This window comes from Streptomyces sp. NPDC026673 (genome assembly GCF_040638135.1).
Taxonomy (GTDB): Bacteria; Actinomycetota; Actinomycetes; order Streptomycetales; family Streptomycetaceae; genus Actinacidiphila.
This window is the reverse complement of record NZ_JBEZXR010000007.1, coordinates 118,097-137,686: the sequence shown is the minus strand read 5'-3', so window position 1 is coordinate 137,686 and position 19,590 is coordinate 118,097. Positions and strand designations below refer to the sequence as shown.

General features: G+C 72.2%; 21 protein-coding genes. 17 read left to right on the top strand and 4 right to left on the bottom strand.

Features of this window, described 5'->3' with window-relative positions; all coding sequences use genetic code 11:
- Positions 1-100: 100 nt before the first annotated feature.
- The 13 genes from iolC (at position 101) to AB0F62_RS08410 (ending at position 13,418) form a co-directional block, all read left to right on the top strand.
- Complete coding sequence (gene iolC, locus AB0F62_RS08470) at positions 101-1,048, top strand: 5-dehydro-2-deoxygluconokinase (protein ID WP_361793812.1); 948 nt, start codon at positions 101-103, stop codon at positions 1,046-1,048.
- A gap of 33 nt (positions 1,049-1,081) precedes the next feature.
- Positions 1,082-1,960 carry a deoxyribose-phosphate aldolase gene (locus tag AB0F62_RS08465; protein ID WP_361793809.1) on the top strand — a complete coding sequence of 293 codons (879 nt, stop codon included), beginning with the start codon at positions 1,082-1,084 and terminating at the stop codon, positions 1,958-1,960.
- Between the two features lie 38 nt (positions 1,961-1,998).
- On the top strand, positions 1,999-2,904 hold the full coding sequence (iolB, locus tag AB0F62_RS08460) for a 5-deoxy-glucuronate isomerase (protein ID WP_361793806.1): 906 nt from the start codon (positions 1,999-2,001) through the stop codon (positions 2,902-2,904).
- Positions 2,904-4,778 carry a 3D-(3,5/4)-trihydroxycyclohexane-1,2-dione acylhydrolase (decyclizing) gene (gene iolD, locus AB0F62_RS08455; RefSeq protein WP_361793803.1) on the top strand — a complete coding sequence of 625 codons (1,875 nt, stop codon included), beginning with the start codon at positions 2,904-2,906 and terminating at the stop codon, positions 4,776-4,778. The genes iolB and iolD overlap by 1 nt, the downstream gene beginning before the upstream one ends.
- Before the next feature lie 133 nt (positions 4,779-4,911).
- Positions 4,912-5,667: a GntR family transcriptional regulator gene (locus tag AB0F62_RS08450; protein WP_361793800.1), complete on the top strand. Its 756-nt coding sequence runs from the start codon at positions 4,912-4,914 to the stop codon at positions 5,665-5,667.
- Between the two features lie 86 nt (positions 5,668-5,753).
- Positions 5,754-6,764: a sugar ABC transporter substrate-binding protein gene (locus AB0F62_RS08445; protein ID WP_361793797.1), complete on the top strand. Its 1,011-nt coding sequence runs from the start codon at positions 5,754-5,756 to the stop codon at positions 6,762-6,764.
- Complete coding sequence (locus tag AB0F62_RS08440) at positions 6,761-7,783, top strand: ABC transporter permease (protein ID WP_361793794.1); 1,023 nt, start codon at positions 6,761-6,763, stop codon at positions 7,781-7,783. The genes AB0F62_RS08445 and AB0F62_RS08440 overlap by 4 nt, the downstream gene beginning before the upstream one ends.
- A complete protein-coding gene (locus AB0F62_RS08435; protein WP_361793791.1) occupies positions 7,780-8,559 on the top strand; it encodes an ATP-binding cassette domain-containing protein in 780 nt (259 codons plus the stop codon). Before AB0F62_RS08440 ends, AB0F62_RS08435 begins: the two co-directional genes overlap by 4 nt.
- 212 nt (positions 8,560-8,771) lie before the next feature.
- Positions 8,772-9,890 carry an ROK family glucokinase gene (locus AB0F62_RS08430; protein ID WP_361793788.1) on the top strand — a complete coding sequence of 373 codons (1,119 nt, stop codon included), beginning with the start codon at positions 8,772-8,774 and terminating at the stop codon, positions 9,888-9,890.
- Between the two features lie 5 nt (positions 9,891-9,895).
- Positions 9,896-10,417 (top strand): hypothetical protein, encoded by a 522-nt coding sequence (locus AB0F62_RS08425; RefSeq protein ID WP_361794028.1) that lies wholly within the window; start codon positions 9,896-9,898, stop codon positions 10,415-10,417.
- Between the two features lie 89 nt (positions 10,418-10,506).
- Positions 10,507-11,799, top strand: coding sequence for an alpha/beta fold hydrolase (locus AB0F62_RS08420; protein ID WP_361793785.1), 1,293 nt, complete (start codon positions 10,507-10,509; stop codon positions 11,797-11,799).
- 119 nt (positions 11,800-11,918) lie between these two features.
- Positions 11,919-12,566: an MBL fold metallo-hydrolase gene (locus tag AB0F62_RS08415; RefSeq protein WP_361793782.1), complete on the top strand. Its 648-nt coding sequence runs from the start codon at positions 11,919-11,921 to the stop codon at positions 12,564-12,566.
- A 72-nt stretch (positions 12,567-12,638) separates the two neighbouring features.
- Positions 12,639-13,418, top strand: a complete 780-nt coding sequence (locus AB0F62_RS08410) for an exodeoxyribonuclease III (RefSeq protein ID WP_361793779.1) — start codon at positions 12,639-12,641, stop codon at positions 13,416-13,418.
- Here the strand turns inward: AB0F62_RS08410 and AB0F62_RS08405 are convergent.
- Entirely contained in the window at positions 13,343-14,188 is an 846-nt protein-coding gene (locus AB0F62_RS08405; protein ID WP_361793776.1) for a hypothetical protein, read from the bottom strand. The genes AB0F62_RS08410 and AB0F62_RS08405 overlap by 76 nt on opposite strands.
- Before the next feature lie 108 nt (positions 14,189-14,296).
- Between AB0F62_RS08405 and AB0F62_RS08400 the strand changes: the two genes are divergently transcribed.
- Positions 14,297-14,635, top strand: a complete 339-nt coding sequence (locus AB0F62_RS08400) for a cupin domain-containing protein (protein ID WP_361793773.1) — start codon at positions 14,297-14,299, stop codon at positions 14,633-14,635.
- Positions 14,636-14,640: 5 nt separating this feature from the next.
- Entirely contained in the window at positions 14,641-15,081 is a 441-nt protein-coding gene (locus AB0F62_RS08395; protein ID WP_361793770.1) for a DUF6278 family protein, read from the top strand.
- 10 nt (positions 15,082-15,091) lie between these two features.
- Here the strand turns inward: AB0F62_RS08395 and AB0F62_RS08390 are convergent, their stop codons facing one another.
- The gene (locus AB0F62_RS08390) at positions 15,092-15,949 is read right to left on the bottom strand and encodes a helix-turn-helix domain-containing protein (protein WP_361793767.1); all 858 of its coding nucleotides are present in this window, start codon (positions 15,947-15,949) and stop codon (positions 15,092-15,094) included.
- A 138-nt stretch (positions 15,950-16,087) separates the two neighbouring features.
- Here AB0F62_RS08390 and AB0F62_RS08385 point away from each other — a divergent pair, with 138 nt between their 5' ends.
- Positions 16,088-16,609, top strand: coding sequence for an ATP-binding protein (locus tag AB0F62_RS08385; RefSeq protein ID WP_361793764.1), 522 nt, complete (start codon positions 16,088-16,090; stop codon positions 16,607-16,609).
- A gap of 29 nt (positions 16,610-16,638) precedes the next feature.
- On the top strand, positions 16,639-16,923 hold the full coding sequence (locus AB0F62_RS08380; protein WP_361793762.1) for a TfoX/Sxy family DNA transformation protein: 285 nt from the start codon (positions 16,639-16,641) through the stop codon (positions 16,921-16,923).
- Positions 16,924-17,101: 178 nt separating this feature from the next.
- Here AB0F62_RS08380 and AB0F62_RS08375 read toward each other — a convergent pair whose 3' ends face one another.
- Together AB0F62_RS08375 and AB0F62_RS08370 are read right to left on the bottom strand one after the other, a co-directional pair.
- Entirely contained in the window at positions 17,102-17,848 is a 747-nt protein-coding gene (locus tag AB0F62_RS08375) for a GntR family transcriptional regulator (protein ID WP_361793759.1), read from the bottom strand.
- Between the two features lie 74 nt (positions 17,849-17,922).
- Positions 17,923-19,536 (bottom strand): CocE/NonD family hydrolase, encoded by a 1,614-nt coding sequence (locus AB0F62_RS08370; RefSeq protein ID WP_361793756.1) that lies wholly within the window; start codon positions 19,534-19,536, stop codon positions 17,923-17,925.
- Positions 19,537-19,590: the final 54 nt, after the last annotated feature.

Below are 19,590 nucleotides of genomic sequence, written 5' to 3'. Positions count from 1 at the left end.
TATGTAAGGACATAGTGTTGACATCGCTCGTCCGGCCGGGCTAGACCTGAGGGAGCCGCAGAGCGGTTTCCCCGGCGACGCACGACGAGGAGTCATGCCCATGACCGAGCCGTACGACCTGATCACGATGGGCCGTATCGGGGTGGACCTCTACCCGCTGCAGACCGGCGTGCCGCTGCCCCAGGTCGAGACGTTCGGCAAGTTCCTCGGCGGCTCCGCGACGAACGTCGCGGTCGCCGCCGCCCGCCTCGGCCGCAGCACCGCGGTCATCACCCGCACCGGGGACGATCCCTTCGGCGTGTACTGCCACCAGGCGCTGAAGGAGTTCGGGGTCGACGACCGCTACGTCACCCCGGTCGCCGCCTACCCCACGCCGGTAACCTTCTGCGAGATCTTCCCGCCGGACGACTTCCCGCTCTACTTCTACCGGCTCCCCAAGGCGCCCGACCTGGAGATCCGTTCCGATGAACTGGACCTCGACGCCGTCCGCGACGCCCGGATCTTCTGGATGACGGGAACCGGCCTGTGCGCGGAGCCCAGTCGCACCGCCACCCTCGCCGCCCTCGATGCCAGGGCCCGGCGCGGTACCACCGTCTTCGACCTCGACTGGCGCCCCATGTTCTGGAAGGACCCGGCCGAGGCCCGTCCCTTCTATGCGCGGGCGCTGGCCGGCGCCACCGTCGCCGTCGGCAACCTCGACGAGTGCGAGGTCGCCACAGGGATCCGCGAACCGCGTGCCGCCGCCGAGGCGCTGCTCGCCGCGGGCGTCGAACTCGCGGTCGTCAAACAGGGCCCCAAGGGCGTCCTCGCCGTCCACCGCGACGGCACCACGGCCGAGGTCCCGCCGGTCCCGGTCGAGGTCGTCAACGGGCTCGGGGCCGGGGACGCCTTCGGCGGCTCCCTCTGCCACGGGCTGCTCGCCGGCTGGGACCTGGAGCGGATCATGCGCCACGCCAACGCCGCCGGCGCGATCGTCGCCTCCCGCCTCGCCTGCTCCTCCGCGATGCCCACCGCTTCGGAGGTCCAGTACCTCCTCGAACGCGGCTGACGGTCCGTCCTCTGCCCTGAAAGTGAGCTCCTCTTGAGCATCAGCATCTCCGACCTCGTGAAGGTGCGGACGCGGCACCCGGAGGCCGTCGCCGAGGCCGCCGCCCGCCGTGTCCGCCGTCCGCTCATCGGTGACAGCGGCCGGCTGATGATCGTCGCCGCGGACCACCCCGCGCGGGGCGCCCTCGCCGTGGGGGACCGCGAGTTCGCGATGGCCAACCGCGCGGACCTGCTGGAGCGGTTGTGCACCGCGCTCTCCCGCCCGGGCGTCGACGGGGTCCTCGGCACCGCGGACATCCTCGAGGACCTGCTGCTGCTCGGCGCGCTCGACGACAAGGTCGTCATGGGGTCGATGAACCGCGGCGGTCTCGCCGGTGCCTCCTTCGAACTGGACGACCGCTTCACCGGCTACCGCGCCCAGGACATCGCCCGGCTCGGCTTCGACGCGGGCAAGCTGCTGCTGCGCATCGCCTACGAGGACAGCGGCTCGCTGAGCACCCTGGTCTCCGCCGCCCGCGCCATCGACGAGATGGCCGAACACAGACTCCCCGTCTTCGTCGAGCCCTTCATATCCCGTCGCGTCGACGGCAGGCTGCGCAACGACCTCAGCGCCGAGGCCGTCACCAAGTCCATCGCCATCGCCTCCGGCCTCGCCGGGACCTCCGCCTACACCTGGCTCAAGGTGCCGGTCACCGAGGACGTCGACGACATGGCCGCGGTCATGGAGACCTCCACCCTCCCCGCCGTCCTGCTCGGGGGCGAGGTGAGCAAGGAGCAGGACGCGGTCTACGAGAAGTGGCGCAAGGCGCTGCGCCTGCCCACGGTCCAGGGTCTGGTCGTCGGCCGCTCGCTGCTCTATCCGGCGGAGGGCAGTGTCGAGACCGCCGTCGACACCGCCGTCGGTCTGCTGTGAAGTCCGGGTCGAACCGCGAGAAGTGCGAGGCTCACGCCATGACCAGCACCGAGAACCACCTGGCCGCCGGGAAGGCCGCCGCCGGGCCGTACGCCGTCGACATCGACCCGGAACGGGCCGGCTGGGGCTACTCCTCCCTGCGGGTCCTGGAGCTCGCGCCCGGCGGACGGCATGAGTTCGCCACCGGCGACAGCGAATGGATCGTGCTGCCGCTGTCCGGCGGTTGCGAGGTCTCCACCGGCGGAGAGACGTTTCGGCTCACCGGGCGCGAGAGCGTCTTCGCCGGCGTCAGCGACTTCGCATACGTGCCGCGCGACGAGCGGGTCACCGTCACCAGCGCCGCCGGCGGGCGGTTCGCCCTCACCGGCGCCCGCTGCGAACGGCGGCTGCCCGCCCGCTACGGACCTGCCGCGGCCGTCCCGGTCGAGCTGCGGGGCAGCGGCAACTGCAGCCGCCAGGTGAACAACTTCGGCGCCGCCGGGGTCTTCGAGTGCGACCGCCTGATCGCGGTCGAGGTGCTCACCCCGGCGGGCAACTGGTCGTCCTTCCCGCCGCACAAGCACGACGAGGACCGGGAGGGCGAATCGCGCCTGGAGGAGGTCTACTACTTCGAGATCGCCCCGGCGCACGGCCGGGAGGGCATCGGCTACCAGCGCGTCTCCCCCTCCGGCAACGGCCGCAACACCGACGTGCTCGCCGAGGTGCGGCACGGCGACGTCGTCCTCATCCCCGACGGCTGGCACGGCCCCTCCATGGCCGTCCCCGGTCACGACATGTACTACCTCAACGTCATGGCGGGTCCGGGGGAGGAGCGCGCCTGGCTGATCTGCGACCACCCCGACCACGCCTGGATCCGGGACACCTGGCCCCGGCAGCCGGTCGACCCCCGGCTCCCCCTGTACACCGCCCCCGCGGCCACCGACGAAGCACCCGAGAGGTCCTGATGAGCAGCCAGTCCGTACGCCGCCTCACGGTCGCCCAGGCGCTGGTGCGGTTCCTGTCCGCCCAGTACACCGAGCGCGACGGGGTCCGCCGCCGCCTCGTCGCCGGCACCTGGGGCATCTTCGGCCACGGCAACGTGGCCGGCATCGGCCAGGCCCTGCTGGAGTACCAGCGGGAGATGCCCTATCACCAGGGCCGCAACGAGCAGGCCATGGTGCACGCCGCCGTCGGCTGGGCCCGCCAGCTCAACCGGCTGTCCGCGCAGGCCGTCACCACGTCCATCGGCCCCGGCGCGACCAACCTCGTCACGGGTGCCGCCCTGGCCACCGTCAACCGGCTGCCCGTGCTGCTGCTCCCCGGCGACTCCTTCGCCAACCGCGTCCCCGATCCGGTGCTCCAGCAGCTCGAGCACCCCCAGTCCGGCGACGTCTCCGTCAACGACGCCCTGCGGCCCGTCTCCCGCTGGTTCGACCGGGTCACCCGCCCCGAGGCCCTGATCCCGTCCGCGCTCCAGGCGATGCGCGTGCTCGCCGACCCCGCCGAGACCGGCGCGGTGACCCTCGCCCTGCCGCAGGACGTCCAGGCCGAGGCGTACGACTGGCCCGAGGAGTTCTTCGCCGAGCGCGTCTGGCATGTGCGCCGTCCGGCCCCGGAGGCCGCGGAACTCGCCGCCGCCGCCGAGGCGGTGCGCGCCGCCCGCCGCCCGTTGATCATCGCGGGCGGGGGCGTCCACCACAGCGAGGCCGAGCAGGCCCTGGAGGCACTCGTCGCGGCGACCGGCATCCCGGTGGCCTCCACCCAGGCGGGGAAGGGGTCGCTGCGCCACGACCACCCCGCCGACCTCGGCGGCGTCGGCCACACCGGCACCGCCGCGGCCGACGACATCGCGCGCACCGCCGACCTGGTCATCGGCGTGGGCACCCGCTACACCGACTTCACCACCGCCTCCTCCACGCTCTTCGCCGCCCCCGGCGTTCGCTTCCTGAACCTCAACATCACCGGCTTCGACGCCCACAAGCTGGGCGCCCGCACCCTGGTCGGCGACGCCCGCGCCGGCCTCGAGGCGCTGGCCGAGGCGGTGGCGGGACACCGTGTCGCCCCGGAGTACGAGGCGGAGTACCGCGCCGGCAAGGAGTCCTGGGAGCGGGTCGTCGACGCCGCGTACACCGCGGAGGACGAGGCGGCCCGGCCCACCCAGACCCAGGTGCTCGGCGCCCTCGACACCGTCGTCGGCGACGACGACGTCGTCATCAACGCCGCCGGCTCCCTCCCCGGGGACCTCCACAAGCTCTGGCGCGCCCGCTCCCCGCGCCAGTACCACCTGGAGTACGGCTACTCCTGCATGGGCTACGAGATCCCCGCGGCGATCGGCGTCCGGATGGCGGCGCCCGACCGGCCCGTCTGGGCACTGGTGGGCGACGGCACCTACCTGATGATGCCGACCGAGATCGTCACCGCCGTCCAGGAGGGCGTCAACATCAACCTGGTCCTCATCCAGAACCACGGCTACGCCTCCATCGGCGGCCTGTCCTCCGAGGTCGGCGGCGAGCGCTTCGGCACGGCCTACCGCTACCGCGCGGCCGACCGCACCTTCACCGGCGACCCGCTCCCGGTGGACCTCGCCGCCAACGTCGCGAGCCTCGGGATGGACGTCCTGCGCGCCCAGACCGTGCGCGAGCTGCGCGAGGCACTGGCCGCCGCCCGCGCCTCGGACCGCCCGACCTGCGTCTACGTCGAGACCGACGCCACGCCGACGGCCCCCGCCGCCCAGGCCTGGTGGGACGTGCCGGTCGCCGAGACCGCCTCCCGCGAGGCGGCCGTGGAGGCCCGCAAGACCTACGAGCGGCACCTGGGAGACCGCCGCCGCCATCTGTGAGGCCCCTCCCACCCACCACCATCCACCGCACCGGCCCGTTGGCGCGGGCCCCTCGAGAAGGCGTGGACTCAAATGTTCGGACAATGTGATGTCAGAGTTTCCTGAGATCGAGACCGGCGGATACGCTCCCCCTGTGTCCAAAGCAGAGTCCGCGCCGCTCGAGTTCGAGGTGGACCGCTCCAGTCCGGTGCCGCTGTACTACCAGCTCGCCCAGCAGCTGGAAGGCGCCATCGAGCACGGCAGGCTCGCCCCCGGCAGCCTGCTCGGCAACGAGATCGAACTCGCCGGACGGCTCGGCCTCTCCCGGCCGACCGTCCGCCAGGCCATCCAGTCCCTGGTCGACAAGGGACTGCTGGTGCGCCGCCGCGGTGTGGGCACCCAGGTCGTGCACAGCCAGGTCAAGCGGCCCCTGGAACTGAGCAGCCTCTTCGACGACCTCCAGGCCGCCGGCCAGAGCCCCGCCACCCGGGTGCTGCGCAACGAGACGGAACCCGCGTCCGCCGAGGTCGCCGCCGCCCTCGGTGTCGCCGAGGGCAGCGACGTCGTCGTCCTCCAGCGACTGCGCTTCACCCACGGCGAGCCGATGGCCCACATGTGCAACTACCTGCCGCCCGGTCTGCTCGGCCTCGACAACGCCAGGCTGGAGTCCACCGGGCTGTACCGCATGATGCGCGCCGCCGGGATCACCCTGCACAGCGCCCGGCAGTCGGTCGGCGCCCGCTGCGCCACCGAGGCGGAGGGCGAACTGCTCGCCGAGGACCCCGGCGCCGCCCTGCTCACCATGAGCCGGACGACGTACGACGACACCGGACGCGCCGTGGAGTACGGCACGCACATCTACCGCGCCTCCCGCTACGCCTTCGAGTTCCAGCTCCTCGTGCGGGCCTGAGGGGCCCCGGAACACCCCCTTCCGCAAGCATCGCTCCTTGTGACGGATACTTGGTCGGTTCCAAGACCCGCAGGGAGAGGCACGACGTGGACAGCGCGATCAGGGGAAGGCGTGCGCTCGGGGCGCTACTGACGGTCATCGTTGGTATCGCGCTGGCGGGCTGCAGCAGCACCGGAGGTCTGCGCGCGGAGCAGCGGGCCAAGGAGGCGCAGGCCAACGGCTCGGCCGTGAACACGCCGAGGTGGACGGTCGCCATGGTCACCCACTCCGGCGCCGGCGACAGCTTCTGGGACATCGTCCAGAAGGGCGCCCGCCAGGCAGCGGCCAAGGACAACATCAAGTTCCTGTACTCCAACAGCGACCAGGGCAAGGACCAGGCACAGCTGGTGCAGACGGCCATCGACCAGAAGGTCGACGGCCTGATCGTCACGCTCGCCAAGCCCGAGGCGATGAAGGACGTCGTCCTGAAGGCGGAGAAGGCGGGCATTCCGGTTATCACCATCAATTCCGGCTCCGCCCAGTCCAAGGAGTACGGCGCCCTGGCCCACATCGGCCAGGACGAGACCATCGCCGGCGAGGCGGTGGGCGACGAGCTCACGTCACGCGGGAAGAAGCACGCCCTGTGCGTCCTGCACGAGCAGGGCAACGTCGGCCACGAGCAGCGCTGCGCGGGCGTGAAGAACACCTTCAAGGGCACGACGGAGAACCTCTACGTCAACGGCACCAACATGCCCGACGTCCAGTCCGCCCTCCAGGCCAAGCTCGAGTCCGACCGTTCCATCGACGCCGTCGTGACCCTCGGCGCGCCCTACGCGGCCACCGCCGTCAAGGCGAAGGCGCAGGCGGGCAGCCAGGCGGAGGTCGACACCTTCGACCTCAACGGCCAGGTCGCCGGCGCCCTCGAAGCCGGCACCATCGGCTTCGCCGTCGACCAGCAGCCGTATCTGCAGGGCTACGAGGCCGTCGACCTGCTGTGGCTGTACCGCTACAACGCCGACGTCCTGGGCGGCGGCCGGCCCGTCCTCACCGGCCCGCAGATCGTCACCAAGGACGACGCGGCGGCGCTGAAGGACTACGCGAAGCGGGGCACCCGATGACCACGGACGGCGTCCTGGCGCAGCGGAGACTCACCCACCGCCTGTTCGGCCGCCCCGAGCTGGGCGCGGTCGTCGGCGCGGTGGCCGTCTTCGTCTTCTTCTCCGTGACGGCCGACGCCTTTCTGCGGCCGGCCAGCATCGGCACCGTTCTGTACGCGGCGTCCACCATCGGGATCATGGCGGTGCCGGTGGCCCTGCTGATGATCGGCGGCGAGTTCGACCTGTCGGCGGGCGTGCTCGTCACGTCCTCCGCCCTGGTGTCGTCGATGTTCAGCTACCAGATGACGGCGAACGTCTGGGTCGGTGTCGGCGTCTCGCTCCTCGTCACCCTGGCGATCGGCTTCCTCAACGGGATCATGCTCGCCCGCACGAAGCTGCCGAGCTTCATCATCACGCTGGGCACCTTCCTGATGCTCACCGGCCTGAACCTGGGCTTCACCAAGCTCATCGACGGCACGGTCAGCACCAAGTCCATCGCCGACATGGAGGGCTTCCCCTCGGCGCGTGCGCTGTTCGCCTCGCACCTGACCATCGGCGACGTCGACCTCCAGGTCACCATCCTGTGGTGGATCGCCCTGGTCGCCGTCGCCACCTGGGTCCTGCTGCGCACCCGCGCCGGCAACTGGATCTTCGCGTCCGGCGGCGGCCCCGAGGCGGCCCGGGCGGTGGGCGTCCCCGTCACCCGCACGAAGACGGGCCTGTACATGGCGGTCGCCCTGTGCGCCTGGATCTCCGGGCAGCACCTGCTGTTCTCCTTCGACGTCGTGCAGTCGGGAGAGGGCGTCGGCAACGAGTTCCTGTACATCATCGCCGCCGTCATCGGCGGGTGCCTGATGACCGGTGGCTACGGCTCCGCGATCGGCTCGGCGGTCGGCGCCTTCATCTTCGGCATGACGAGCAAGGGCATCGTCTACGCCGAGTGGAATCCCGACTGGTTCAAGTTCTTCCTGGGCGCCATGCTGCTGCTGGCCACGCTGCTCAACGCCTGGGTGCGCAAGAGGGCGGAGGCGGTGAAGTGACGGCCCTGGTGAAGCTGACCGACGTCAGCAAGGCGTACGGCCACGTGCGCGCCCTGGAAGGCGTCTCCCTGGAGGTGCACGCGGGGGAGATCACCTGCGTCCTCGGTGACAACGGCGCCGGCAAGTCCACCTTGATCAAGATCATCGCGGGGCTGCACCAGCACGACGCGGGCACCTACGAGATCGAGGGCGCGCCCGTGCGCCACGCGTCCCCCCGCGAGGCCCTCGACCACGGCATCGCCACCGTCTACCAGGACCTCGCCGTCGTGCCCCTGATGCCGGTGTGGCGGAACTTCTTCCTGGGCTCCGAGCCGAGGAAGGGCCGCGGCCCCTTCAAGCGCCTGGACGTGGCGACGATGCGCGAGACCACGCGCTCGGCGCTGCGCGACATGGGCATCGACCTGCGCGACGTGGACCAGCCCATCGGCACCCTGTCGGGCGGGCAGCGGCAGTGTGTGGCCATCGCCAGGGCCGTGCACTTCGGGGCCAAGGTGCTCATCCTCGACGAGCCCACGGCGGCGCTCGGCGTCCGCCAGTCCGGCGTCGTCCTGAAGTACGTGGCGGCGGCTCGGGACGCGGGGCTCGGCGTGGTCCTCATCACGCACAACCCGCACCACGCCCACCTCGTCGGCGACCGCTTCGTCCTCCTCCGCCGCGGCACGATGACCGGCTCGTACACCAAGGACGGCATCACGGTGGACGAACTCACCCGCGAGATGGCCGGCGGCACGGACCTCGAAACCCTCGCCCACGAATTGCGCCGCCCCGCCGGGTGACACCGGGTGGGTGGCTCCCGCCGCCCACCCGTCCGCCCGCCGACCTGCCCGAGCGTGCGTCCGTCCCGGACGGCGGGCCGCGCCCCCGTAACCCCCGGCACTTAGAATCACTCGGAGAAACGCCCCCGACCCCGGAGATGACGAGCCTTGCGAGCGACGACCGAGCAGCAGTTCGGGACCGAGTCCGGGATCGGAACCATGGGGGTGAACCGATGAGCATGTACCGCGGTGCCGCCCGCTCCTCCAGCAGTTCCACGCTCCTCAGCACGGTGGGCCGCCGGGAGCGCCGTTCGCACCTCACCGCGCCCCGCGTCCCCACCGTCGGCATCGACATCGGCGGCACCAAGGTGATGGCCGGTGTCGTGGACGCGGACGGCAACATCCTGGAGAAGCTGCGCACGGAGACGCCGGACAAGAGCAAGAGCCCCAAGGTGGTCGAGGACACGATCACCGAGCTCGTCCTCGACCTGTCCGAGCGCCACGACGTGCACGCCGTCGGCATCGGGGCGGCCGGCTGGGTCGACGAGGACCGCTCCCGGGTGCTCTTCGCCCCCCACCTGTCCTGGCGTGACGAGCCGTTGAAGGCCCGTCTCACCGAACGCCTCCGGGTCCCCGTCATGGTGGACAACGACGCCAACACCGCCGCCTGGGCGGAGTGGCGCTTCGGCGCCGGCCGCGGCGAGAGCGACCTCGTGATGATCACGCTGGGTACCGGGATCGGCGGCGCCATCCTGGAGGAAGGCCACGTCAAGCGCGGCCGCTATGGCGTGGCCGGCGAGTTCGGCCATATGCAGGTCGTGCCCGGCGGGCACCGCTGCGCCTGCGGCAACCGCGGCTGCTGGGAGCAGTACAGCTCCGGCAACGCCCTGGTGCGCGAGGCACGCGAGCTGGCGGCGGCGGACTCCCCGGTCGCGTACGGGATCATCGACCGGGTCGACGGCCAGGTGCGGGAGATCACCGGGCCGCTCATCACGGAGCTCGCCCGTGAGGGTGATGCGATGTGCATCGAGCTCTTCCAGGACATCGGCCAGTGGCTGGGCGTGGGCATCGCCAATCTCGCCGCCGCCCTGGATCCTTCCTGCTTCGTCATCGGCGGCGGCGTCAGCGCCGCGGACGACCTGCTGATCGCCCCGGCCCGGGACGCCTTCCGGCGCCATCTGACCGGGCGCGGCTACCGGCCGGAGGCGCGTATCGTCAAGGCGCAGCTCGGCCCCGAGGCCGGGATGGTCGGCGCCGCGGATCTGGCGCGGCTGGTCGCGCGCCGCTTCCGGCGGGCCAACCGGCGGCGGGTCGAGCGGTACGAGCGCTACGCGAAGGTTGTCGGCAAGTGAGTGCCATGCCCCCGAGGAAACCGCCGCGCTGGGTGCAGTGGACGGTCGTCCCGCTGCTGATCCTGGTGCCCATCGGGTACGTCATCATCTCGGCCGAGCAGAGCAGGGACAGCGGCGAGGAGAAGCAGCAGCAGGCGGCCGTGACCACGCTCACGTACCTGTGGCCCACCAAGCTGCAGCGGCGCATCTACGAGGTGCCGATCCCGTCCGGTTCGACGCCGGTGGCCTACCTGGAGACCAACAACTGGGCGGCCAGCTCCTTCTACGTGCAATTCCGCACCAACCAGGGGGGCCTCGACACCTTCCTCGCCCAGGTGGGCACGAGCCGTTCCGCCCTCCGGGACGGCCAGGTGACCGTGAGCCGGAAGCAGGCCCGCACGGTGCGCTGGACCTTCGGCCGGGACCGCCGGTGGGCCGGCCTCAAGCTCAAGCAGCACGGCGACAAGCCGGACCACAACATCACGGTCGACTTCTCCAACGCCGACCACCCCGTGGTCTATGTCGTGTCCACGATAAACTTCCGCTGACCGGCGCCAGCGGCGCCGCAGACAGGCCCGCGCCGTTCGCCCCGGGCCCGGTCGTCCGCGCCCCGGAGCGCCTCGATAGCGTGGAGCGAGTGAGCGACGAGCAGACCCCCAAGCCCCTCCAGCACCGCTTCGACGGCCCGCAGGACGCCCCGGTCCTGGTCCTCGGCCCATCACTGGGCACGACATGGCACATGTGGGACCGGCAGATACCCGAGCTGACCCGGCACTGGAGAGTCCTGCGCTACGACCTCCCCGGACACGGCGGAGCCCCTGCCGACCCCGCGGCGTCCACCGACGAACTCGCCGACCGCCTGCTGCGCACCCTGGACGAGGCCGGAGTCGAGCGCTTCGGCTACGCGGGATGCGCCTTCGGCGGTGCCATCGGCACCCGGCTCGCGCTGCGCGCTCCGCAGCGACTGGCCTCGCTCGCGCTGATCTCCTCGGCCGCCCGCTTCGGAACGCCCGACGCGTGGCGGCAGCTCGGGGTGGTCGTCCGCGCGAACGGCCTGGAGCAGATCGCCCGCAGCGCGCCGGAACGCTGGTTCGCCCCCGCCTTCCAGGCCGCCCAGCCGGCCATCGTGGACTGGGCCGTGCAGATGGCCCGCGCCGTCGACCCCGAGTGCTACATCGCCGCCTGCGAGGCGCTGGCCGCACATGACGCCCGCGCCGAACTGGGCGGGATCGCCGTGCCGACCCTGGTCCTGGGCGGCGCCGAGGACCAGGTGACGCCGCCCGCCGACGCCAGGGCCCTGGTCGCCGGCATCCCGGACGCGCGGCTCGCGGTCGTCCCCGGCGCGTCGCACCTGGTGCCGGTCGAGCAGCCCGCCGCCGTCGGCGAGCTCCTCGTACGCCACTTCGAGGCGACCTGGACCGAGCAGCACTTCGCGGTCGCCGTCCCCGTGCCGCCCCCCGCCCCCGCCCCCGCCGCTTTCGATCCCGAGCCGGTGGCGGCCCCTGTGCCGCCCGCGCCGGGGCATCCCGCCGACACCGCGGCCCTCCGCCCCGACCCGTACACGGAGGGCGAGCGCACCCGCCGCGAGCTCCTGGGCGACGCGCACGTCGACCGGACGGCGGAGGAAGCGGAGGGTTTCGCCGGGGACTTCGAGGAGTTCGTCACCCGCTACGCCTGGGGCGAGGTCTGGAACCGGCCGGGGCTCGACCGGCGGACCCGCAGCGTGATCACCCTGACCGCGCTCGTCGCGGGCGGTCACCACGGCGAACTGGCCTCGCACACCCGGGCCGCGCTGCGCGGTGGCCTCACCCCGGCCGAGATCGAGGAGGTGCTGCTGCACACCGCGGTCTACTGCGGCGTGCCCGCCGCGAACTCCGCCTTCGCGGTGGCGCGGCGTGTCATCCGGGAGGAGACCCGGCCCCGGGAGTGAGTCCGCGCGCCCCGCGGTCCCGTCAGCCCATTGGCATCTCCACCCGTCTGCGGCGTGTGGGGGGCGCGCGGCCTCGGCCATGATGGCCCTACAAAGGATCACCGCTCCGGAGGAGAGTCATGAAGTTGACGAAGAGGGGCCACGCCTGCGTCCGGCTGGAGAAGGACGGGCGCGCGCTCGTCATCGATCCCGGAGCGTTCACCGAGCCGGAAGCGGCGGCGGGGGCGGAGGCGGTGCTCGTCACGCACGAGCACGCCGACCACTTCAGCGAGCAGCAGCTGCGCGCGGCTCTGGAGGCCAACCCCGCCGCCGAGATCTGGACCCTGAAGAGTGTCGCCGACCAGGTGTCGGCCGCTTTCCCGGGCCGGGTCCACACCGTGGGGGAGGGCGACACCTTCAGCGCGGCCGGCTTCGATGTCGAGGTGCACGGCCAGATGCACGCCGTGATCCACCCCGACATCCCGCGCATCACCAACGTGGGCTTCCTCGTGGACGGCTCCGTCTTCCATCCGGGTGACGCGCTCACCGTGCCAGGCCGCCCCGTCGAGACGCTGCTGCTGCCGGTGCACGCCCCCTGGAGCAAGGTCTCCGAGGTCATCGACTACCTCCGCGAGCTGAAGCCGGCCCGCGCCATCGACGTCCACGACGGCCTGCTCAGCGACCTCGCCCGCACCGTCTACGACCGGCTGCTCGGCCCCGACGGCCCCGGTGTGGCCGGCGCGGAGCACGGCCGGCTGGCCCCCGGCGACAGCACCGACCTGGGCTGAAGGGCCCGCCGCGAACGGCCCCGGATCACGCCCCGGGGCCGGCTGTCGGAGGCGGACGGTACATTCGGGTGCATGCGCATCGCCACGTGGAACGTCAACTCGATCACCGCCCGCCTGCCGCGGCTGCTCGCCTGGCTGGAGAAGAACAGCCCGGACGTGCTGTGCATCCAGGAGACCAAGTGCGCCGAGGCGCAGTTCCCGTTCGATGAGCTGCGCGCCCTCGGCTACGAGACGGCCGTCAACGCCACCGGCCGCTGGAACGGCGTCGCCCTGCTCTCCAAGGTCGGGCTCGAGGACGTGGTCGTCGGCCTGCCCGGCGGCCCTCTGTACGAGGAGGTCGACGAGCCCCGCGCGGTCTCGGCCACCTGCGGCCCGGTCCGCGTCTGGTCGGTGTACGTGCCCAACGGCCGCGAGGTCGGACACGAGCACTTCGCGTACAAGCTGCGCTGGTTCGAGGCCCTGCGCACGGCGATCGCCGACGACGCGACGGGCGAGCGCCCCTTCGCGGTGCTCGGCGACTACAACGTGGCGCCCACCGACGAGGACGTGTGGGACCCGGCGGTCTTCGAGGGGATGACCCATGTCACCCCCGCCGAGCGGGAGGCGCTGACGCATCTGCGCGCGGCCGGGCTGAGCGACGTGGTGCCCCGCCCGCTGAAGTACGACCGTCCCTACACCTACTGGGACTACCGCCAGCTGGCCTTCCCCAAGAACCGCGGCATGCGGATCGACCTGGTCTACGCGAACCAGTCCTTCACCAAGGCCGTCGGCGACGCCTACGTCGACCGCGAGGAGCGCAAGGGCAAGGGCGCCTCCGACCACGCCCCCGTCGTGGTCGACCTCGACGTCTGACCGGTCCGGGGGAGGCCCACCGCGAAGCGCCCGCCCACCCTGCGCTGGAACTCGACGTAGCCGCGCAGCCCCGGCGGACAGGGCAGGTGCAGGGTGACCGGATGCTGCACCTCGCGCAGGTCCACCACCACGGCCTCGTCGGGCAGACCGGCCAGCACGCCGGCCAGTTCCGGGTCGGCACCCGGACGGGCCCGCCCCACCGGCGTGCCGCGCAGGTCGGGCCGGTAGGAGAAGACGTGCGAGGTCTCGGCGAGCCGCTCCAGCACGCCGGTGCGGTCCGGCCCCGTCCCGTCCGCGGGCTCGGGCTCCGTCCCCGGGCGCTCCAGGGCGGCCAGCCCCGCGCCGGCCAGCATGGTGACCCAGTCGACCAGTGACGGCGCCACATACGCCCAGGTGTCCTGGAAGACCCCGGTCGCGGCGAACACCCGGCCCCAGGCGCCGGTGCCCGTGTCCACGTCGACGAAGAGCGCGTCCCCGTCCGACTCGTGGAGCAGATGCGCGGAACCGGGCGGCCCCACGGCCCACCCGCCCGGGTTCAGTCCGCGCTCCGGGGCCAGCCGGTACTCCTCCAGTCCGCCGATGCGGATCGACCGCACCCTGCCGACCAGCTGCCGTACGTCCCCGGGCAGCGGCACGCCCCACGCGGCCACCTCGGCGTCGTCCGCGCCGGGGGACAGCCGCACCGTCTCCGGCGCCCGTTCCGCCAGCTCCTCCAGCAACCGCCAGGCGCGGTCCGCCGCCCGTGCCGCGGCTTCCCGTTCATCCCGCATCCCATGGCCCTTCTCACCCCGGGCAGCCTTACGTTACGTATTGTGCGGCAACGGAACGTATACAACGTGTCGTTACCGCCGGCATACGCCCGCGCGTACGCTCCGGCCATGACGAGCTTCTCCGCCGATGTCGCCGCCACCGTGCTGGAACCCGAACCCCTGGACCCGGGTCAGATCGTCTCCGGTTCCCCGGAGGTCACCGGAAAGGTGCTGTGGCGGTCGTCCGACGGCACCCGTACGAGGGGAATCTGGCAGATCACCCCGGGCGTGGTGACCGACACCGAGGCGGACGAGATGTTCGTGGTCGTCAGCGGGCGGGCCACCGTCGAGGTGAAGGGCGGACCGACCCTGGAGCTGGGCCCGGGCGCCGTCTGCGTCCTCCGTGAAGGAGACCGCACGACATGGACCGTCCACGAGACGCTGCGGAAGGCCTACGCCATAGGCTGACGCCCATGGGCATCTCCTTCCTGGACAGATGGCGCAAACGGTATGGCGAGGTCCGCGGCGCGGCCGTACCGGAGTCCCTCGCCGAGGATCCGGAAGGGGTCGCCCAACTGCTCTCGGAGTGCGAGCTGCTGCGCGCCAGGGCCGAGGCCGAGGGGGTGGAACTGGACGACACCGCCGGTTCCCTGGAGCGCCTCGACCAATTGGTGCCACGCTGGCGCGACGACCCGGACGAGCTGTCGTGGCTCGGCAACGACGCCGGGCTCTACCTCGGGACGGTGGTCGTGCGTACCGTCGCGGGCGCGACCTGGCAGATCTGGCCCAACGGCAGGCCCGTCGTCCTGCTGGCCTCCGGTCGCGAACTCGACGTCGTCGAGGCCGGCCACGAGTGGGCCGAGAGCGGTACACCGGAGCTGTCCCAGGTCTACGCCGAGGCGTCCGAGGTCTGAGCGCCGCGTATCAGATGACGCGTTCGGCCTCGCCCAGCATGCCCTGGAACCAGCGGTCGAAGCCGTAGAGCAGTGAGCCGGGCGGTGTGGTGGAGAGCCGGTAGACCAGCGAACCGCGCGGGTCCGCGGGAGGCCCGATGACCGAGACGAAGGTGGCGCCGTCCAGCCGCACCAGCCGCCACACGGGCGCGGTGCGATAGCGGTAGACCTCGAGCTGAATCGTTCCTTCTTCGGCGAGCGCACCGAGCATGTCCTCCGCGAAGCGCAGGCTCGAGGCGAAGAAGCGAGGCGTCTCGCCCACCTCCTCCGCGATCCGGGCGACCGCCGGGCTCTCCGGGTGCAGCAACAACAACCGCATACGGGCGGCGCCGGGCCGGCCCGCGCGGGTCAGCGGTCCGCGCAGCAGCGAGTCGCCGAGCGCGACCATCCCCAGCGCCCGCACCCCCACCACGTCCACCGTCTCGGCGCTCGCCGCCACCTCGCGGATCTCCGCCGCCGCCTCGGGCTTGGTCAGCGCCACCGCCGCCACCTGCGGATGGTCCATCAGGTCCCGCGCTCCGTAGGAGCGGACGCGCCTCGGCGCGAGCCCCATGAGCATCCGCGCGTGGTCCGGCATGCGCAGCCCCTGCGCGATCCGCTCGAACACGTCGAACCGCACGACCGAACGGCGGCCCCGCACGATCTCGTTGACCCGGCCCTGCAGCAGGCCCGTCGCCGCCGCGATGCGCGACTGGCTCGCGCCCCCGTACTGCTGCGCGAAGCGCAGGATCGCCCCGGCGTCCCGGGCGCGCAGGGCCTCCCGTATGTCCTCGCGCTCCCAGGCCCACGCGGGGATCTCGACGGCATCGCCAGAACCCGGTCCCGACATCCACGACTCCCGTCCACGCCGGCGGTCCACCGGCGTTACCAGCGGGTATGTCGTGGTGAGAATAGCGCGGGGGTATCGCGTGCACGGGTGCTTCGCGGGAATGCTCGGCGCCACCTACGACACCTGTGAGGTGGTCACATGTGGGACAACCTGGCCGCCGGGCCCCCGCTCCCGCGCGTCGCCCCCGGCGACGACGGCGGTGCGGGCGACGAGTCGCCCCCGGATACCCTCCTTACCCACGATCCGGTGAGCGAACCCGTCGCGGGGCCACCCGCCACCGTCCTGCTGGGCGAGGTCTTCCTGCCCGCCGACGTATGGGCGCCCGCCCGGGCGCGCCGCATCCTCGCGTCGACTCTGGAGGCGTGGGGGCTCGGTCATCTGCTCGACACCGCGGGCGTCGTGCTGGCGGAGCTGGTCTCCAACGCCGTGCGGCACGCCGGGGGCCGCCGCGTGGGCATCACGCTGTGGCAGCGGCTGACGCTGGTTCACCTGTCGGTGCGCGACGGATCGCGCACGCCGCCCTGTCTGGTGCTGACCGGTCGGGTCCCCGACACCACCGGGAGCACCCGGGGTCTTCAGGTGGTTTCCGCCCTGAGCCACCGCTGGGGGACGGAACTGCTGCCGGGCGGCAAGCGTGTCTGGGCCGAGATCGCCGTCTGACGGAGCGTCGGGAGGTGCATGATGGAGCCATGGACTCCCTGCAGCAGATGCCCAACATCGGAGCGGTACTGGCCGAGCGCCTCCGCCGCGCCGGTGTGCCGGACGCCGACGAGCTGCGCCGCCTCGGATCCGGAGGGGCCTTCGCGATGATTCGGGAAGGGCTCCCCGAGGACGCCTGCACCCACACCCTGCTCGCCCTCGAGGGCGCGATCCGCGGTACGCGCTGGACCGCCATCCCCAAGGCTGACCGCGACGCGCTGGTCGGCCGGGTGCTGGGCGAGGGCCACGCGGGCGCCGCCGCCGGAGGCCGCTAGCCGGCACACAGCCCATCCCGTCATCCCGGCGCGGCGCCACGCCGGCCGGTGGCACGGATGCGTGAGGTGCTGCGGAACGGCACGCCGGCGGCGCTGGGCCGACGCGTCCTCGGGGATGCCGGGAGGCACACCGTCCAAAGGCTCCGGGGCCTCGGCGTCCGGCCGGCGCGCGACCCGGTCAGGACGAGAAGTCGATGCGGTACTCGAGCCGCCAGCGGTCGGCGCGGATCACCGTGTCCGAGGTCTCCACGGCACGGTCGTCCGCGTCGAAGTACGTCCGTTGCACCGCCGTCACGCACTGGCCGTGCGCGCAACCGAGCGTCTGCGCCTCCCAGCCGGTGGCGGGCCGGGACTCCACCACCTCATGGGCCCGCACCACGCGGACGCCGATCGCGGCGAGCCGCCCGCGGACTCCCCGGCGGGCGTAGGGGCCGCGCTCGGGGAGCGTCACATCCGTGCCGTCGGTGATGGCCAGCGGCTCCCAGCTGGTCGCGAGCTGCACGGGCCGGCGGTTCGCCAGGTACTCGTACCGGGTCGTCACCACCGGGTCGCCGGTGGCGATGCCCAGCCGCTCGGCGATGGCCGGCGGGGCGGACGTGGTGACGGTGGAGGCCTCCCAGTCCACCGCGGTGCCGTCGCCGGCCACCCGTGCGGCGAAGGGCGAGTCGACGGCGCCCGTGCTGCGGTCCAGCGTCCCGCGGTCGGACCGGTCGACCACGAACACCCCGCGGCCGAACTGCCCCTCGACGTAACCCGCCGCCTTCAGCACCCGCACGGCCCGGTCCACGGTCTGGTCGCTCGCCCGGTAGGCCTCCTTGAGCCGGGAGCGGGAGGGGATGCGGGATTCGGGCTTGAGGAGTCCCTCGTCGATCCGCCGCATGAGGTCGTCGGCGATCCACTGGTACACCGGCGCCGGTTCGGCCATCCCCGCTGTCCTCTCTCCCGCTCCTGGCATGACGTTAGGTACGCAGGCCACGGCTGCGTACCGAGGTACGCACGCTACGGGAGTGACGGTCGGCGAAGCGGCACGGAGAGCCACGACGGGTCCGCCGCCGGGGAGGAGAGCGTGAGCCCGGAGAAGGCCGGGTTGTGCTCGATGTAGAGGGGGTCGACGGTGTCGACGACCACGGCGAGCCGGTGCCCGGCGGGGAGGTCGTAGGCGGTGGAGTACAGCTGCAGGTCCACTCCGAAGGGGTTCCCCGGGGTGCGGTCGGTGAAGGTGTACGGGGCGTGGGTGACCAGCTTCCCGATGCCGAGCGCGTTCACGTCGTACAGGTAGGCGATGAAGGTGCCCCGTGCGGCGGAGGGCGTCACCGTGGTGTGCAGCACGGGGGTGCCGCGGACCTGCTGCGATGTCTCGTACCGCGGGCTCTTCCAGACCGCGGCGAAGGCGCGCGGCAGCAGCGGCACGGAGACGATGGGCGGCGTCCGGGCGAGCTGGTCGGCCAGCGAGGACAGGAAGATGATGCCGCCGTCCGCGCCGGAGTCGACGTTCGCGGTGATGCGGCGGGTGCTGTCCAGTGACAGCTTCCGGGTGGCCGAGGGGACGCCCGACCAGCTGTCGTACCCCTCGTACGCGCCGCCGCTGCGCGAGGCGAGCCGGACGGGCTGTTCCCCGTCGATGCCGTTGTCCTCGCCCTTGAGATGGTGGTCCAGCCAGCGCCGGGTGTCGGACCAGACGTCGTTGGGGAGGCCGAACAGACCGGTGATCTCGGGCGTCGCGTGGTCGCCGGGACGGAACTCCAGGCGCTTGGGGACGCTCAGCCGGTCGTAGAACGACGCGAGCTGGTTGGGCGGGAAGATGGTGTCGCCCCAGGCGTTGGCGAGCATGACGGCGGTGCCGTTGGCGTTGATCCGGTCCAGGTAGGTGGCGGGCGAGCGCACCTTGCCCCAGGCGATGAGCTCGTCCTCCTGGTCGTAGTTGGAGGCCAGGAAGTCGGTGAGCACCTGCTGGAACTCGGCGCTCGGCCGGCCGGTGAGGTAGCCGGCGGCGCCGAGCAGCAGGGAGGACTGCAGGTGCTGGGTGCGGCCGCCGTAGATCGACTCGGTGAGGTCGGCCCAGCCGCTGAGCGCGGCGACCGCCTTGACGCGTGGGTCGTGCGCCGCGCCCATGAGGGTCAGCCCGGCGCCGTAGGAGACGCCCGCCATGCCGATCCGCTCGGGGTCGGCGGGCGTGTTGGCGAGGGTCCAGTCGATGACCTTGGAGATGTCCGCGACGTCGAGCGGTCCGGCGACGTCGATCCTCCCGCCGGACAGGTAGAAGCCGCGCGCGGTGTAACTCACCACGACGTAACCCGAGTCGGCGAGCTTCTGGGCCTGCGCCAGGTACTCCAGGTCGTTCAGGCCCCAGCTGCTGGGGAGGACGACGGCGGGATGGCGCTCATACCCGTCATCGCCCGAAGGGGTGAAGACGTTCCCCTTGAGGGTGATCCCTTCGGCTCCCGGGATGTCGACGAAGCGGAAGGACGGAGCGGAGGAGGTGCCGGCCGCCGAGGCCGTGGAGCTCGAGCCGGTGACGGGTGTCGCGTGCGCGGCGGGTGCCGCGATGCCCAGTGCGGTGGTGGCGAGCAGGACGGCGGAAAACGTACCCGCCGCGGTGCGAGGCGTTCTCATGGCGGCTCCTGGTGTCCCCGGGACAAAGTGACTGGAGAGTAACCAGGGCTGCTT

Excerpts from the sequence above, each read along its gene's own strand:
- iolC (WP_361793812.1), top strand. The coding sequence starts at position 101 with ATGACCGAGCCGTACGACCTGATCACGATGGGCCGTATCGGGGTGGAC.
- iolB (WP_361793806.1), top strand. The coding sequence starts at position 1,999 with ATGACCAGCACCGAGAACCACCTGGCCGCCGGGAAGGCCGCCGCCGGG.
- iolD (WP_361793803.1), top strand. The coding sequence starts at position 2,904 with ATGAGCAGCCAGTCCGTACGCCGCCTCACGGTCGCCCAGGCGCTGGTG.
- AB0F62_RS08440 (WP_361793794.1), top strand. The coding sequence starts at position 6,761 with ATGACCACGGACGGCGTCCTGGCGCAGCGGAGACTCACCCACCGCCTG.
- AB0F62_RS08430 (WP_361793788.1), top strand. The coding sequence starts at position 8,772 with ATGAGCATGTACCGCGGTGCCGCCCGCTCCTCCAGCAGTTCCACGCTC.
- AB0F62_RS08425 (WP_361794028.1), top strand. The coding sequence starts at position 9,896 with ATGCCCCCGAGGAAACCGCCGCGCTGGGTGCAGTGGACGGTCGTCCCG.
- AB0F62_RS08415 (WP_361793782.1), top strand. The coding sequence starts at position 11,919 with ATGAAGTTGACGAAGAGGGGCCACGCCTGCGTCCGGCTGGAGAAGGAC.
- AB0F62_RS08410 (WP_361793779.1), top strand. The coding sequence starts at position 12,639 with ATGCGCATCGCCACGTGGAACGTCAACTCGATCACCGCCCGCCTGCCG.
- AB0F62_RS08405 (WP_361793776.1), bottom strand. The coding sequence starts at position 14,188 with ATGCGGGATGAACGGGAAGCCGCGGCACGGGCGGCGGACCGCGCCTGG.
- AB0F62_RS08400 (WP_361793773.1), top strand. The coding sequence starts at position 14,297 with ATGACGAGCTTCTCCGCCGATGTCGCCGCCACCGTGCTGGAACCCGAA.
- AB0F62_RS08395 (WP_361793770.1), top strand. The coding sequence starts at position 14,641 with ATGGGCATCTCCTTCCTGGACAGATGGCGCAAACGGTATGGCGAGGTC.
- AB0F62_RS08390 (WP_361793767.1), bottom strand. The coding sequence starts at position 15,949 with ATGTCGGGACCGGGTTCTGGCGATGCCGTCGAGATCCCCGCGTGGGCC.
- AB0F62_RS08385 (WP_361793764.1), top strand. The coding sequence starts at position 16,088 with ATGTGGGACAACCTGGCCGCCGGGCCCCCGCTCCCGCGCGTCGCCCCC.
- AB0F62_RS08380 (WP_361793762.1), top strand. The coding sequence starts at position 16,639 with ATGGACTCCCTGCAGCAGATGCCCAACATCGGAGCGGTACTGGCCGAG.
- AB0F62_RS08375 (WP_361793759.1), bottom strand. The coding sequence starts at position 17,848 with ATGGCCGAACCGGCGCCGGTGTACCAGTGGATCGCCGACGACCTCATG.
- AB0F62_RS08370 (WP_361793756.1), bottom strand. The coding sequence starts at position 19,536 with ATGAGAACGCCTCGCACCGCGGCGGGTACGTTTTCCGCCGTCCTGCTC.